1 protein-coding gene is annotated in these 1,822 nt (G+C 64.7%); it reads right to left on the minus strand.

Going from position 1 to position 1,822, the window contains the following annotated elements; all coding sequences use genetic code 11:
* The coding region (locus ABH920_RS49990; protein WP_370356980.1) for a ricin-type beta-trefoil lectin domain protein at positions 1 to 1,822 on the minus strand (1,822 nt) is incomplete at both ends.

Consider the following 1,822-nt stretch of genomic DNA (forward strand, 5'->3'; position numbering starts at 1 on the left):
ACACCTCCGACGTCCCCCTGGATTCCAGGGGCACTGCCGTTGGTGGTCGTGACGCTCGTGACGGCGTCCTGGCCCTCGTAGCGGTTGGAGTCCACATCGACGATCCACTTTTGGGCGGGGCTGCCGTTGCAGGTGTAGATCTGGAGTCCGGTGCCGTTGGATGTGGACGCGTTGGGATCGTCGAGACAGAGTCCTGACTCGGGGTTGAGGAGCGCCCAGTCGCCCTTGCCGTCGTTGGTGACGGTCCATTGCTGGGAACCGCCGCCGTTGCACTGATGCAGGTGGACCGGTGTGCTTATCGCGGTCGAGGCGTTGTCGACGTCCAGACACCACCAGCCGTCCGCCTGGTCACCGGTCTGCAGGCTGCCATCGGACTTGAACGACCAGACCTGGGCGGCGGAGTTGTTGCAGCCGGTGAGGTCCACCGTGGCCAGGTTGCCCAGCGTCCGGTTGAGGTCGTCGAGGCACTTGCCGAGATACGGGTTGTGCACAGCGCCGGTGGCCGGCAGGTTGGCCGTCGAGGGCATGACGGTCAGGCCGACCATGAAGTCGTACGCCGTGACGTTCGTCGGCTGGCCGACCATGTCGAAGCCCCGGACGTACAGCCTGTGGTGGCCGAAGACCAGGCCGGTGCCGGAGGGAACGGAGACCACTGCCGTGCCGCCGTTGCCCGCGGGCACGGAAGAGCCCGGCGTCGTCGTGCCGCACACCGGAGGGGCGTTCTGGAAGTTGCTGTCGAAGGAGTACTCGTACCCGACGACGTTGGCGTTGCTGGTTCCGGCGATCAGGAATTGCCCGCGGCCCTGTGGAGCACCCCATTGTGCATTACCGTAAGGGTCCTGCGGAAAGTCGAACGAAGAGATTTTCGGCGAGATTCCCTGAAGGTTCTCGTTCAGGACGGTGAAATAGTAGGACGCCGACCATATCGAGGTGATGGGTTGCGCGTTGTCTGTCGGAATGTCGGTCGCGTTGGCATATACCTGGAACTGCGCGTTGGGGAGCGCGCCGCTTGTCCAGGATCCGCCGCCGCCCTGGCCCGAGGCGACACCGGACGCGGTGCCCTGGGACATGAGGTTGTTCGTCAGGTCCCGCACTTGGAAGTTCAGGTTCATGTGCAGCGGCGACGGGTTGTTGTCGACGGCCCAGGTCGAGAACTGCGGCGTGTTGCTCGACGTGTAGTTGACCCCGTTGCAGGTCACCGCACCGGTCATGGTGGGGGTCGCGGGGATGCCCGGCCCGTAGTTGAACGTCACCGACAGCGTGGCCGCGTTGTTGAACTGCTTCCACTGTTGATCGTTGCTTTCGGTGTCCGCACGCAGTGCGAATGTGGTGTTCGGCCACCCGCCGTTCGCGGCACTCGTCGCCCAGTTGATCGCGTTGAAGCTCAGGGATGCTGAGGAGCAACCGTTTCCGGCGCCGGAGTAGACGCGGTCGAGCATCGAGATCGCCGGCCCGGGCCATGTCGTCGAGCTGGTGATGCCGCCCGATGAGAAGAGGTCCACGGGAGTGGCGGTGCACCCATTGGCGCCGTTCCATACCTGGGTGATGTAGAAATGTGCGTCGTACACGGAGGCGTGGCTGCCGTTGCCCGCGGACAGATAGCCGGTATCCATCTGGTAGTACGCGCGCATCGTGCGATAGGGCGAAAGGCAGCTCTGGTAATCGCACAGGCCGACCTTGGCGTTCTGGCTGTTGTCGTTCCAGTCGTGGCCGCCCTGGTTGTCGACCTCCATCCAGTCCTGCTTGCCCGTGGTGATCGCCGGGTCGATGTACACCGGGTAGCTGACGTCCGCTCCGGTGAGGGCGGCCGCCGGCGGGGCCA

This window comes from Catenulispora sp. EB89 (assembly GCF_041261445.1).
Taxonomy (GTDB): domain Bacteria; phylum Actinomycetota; class Actinomycetes; order Streptomycetales; family Catenulisporaceae; genus Catenulispora.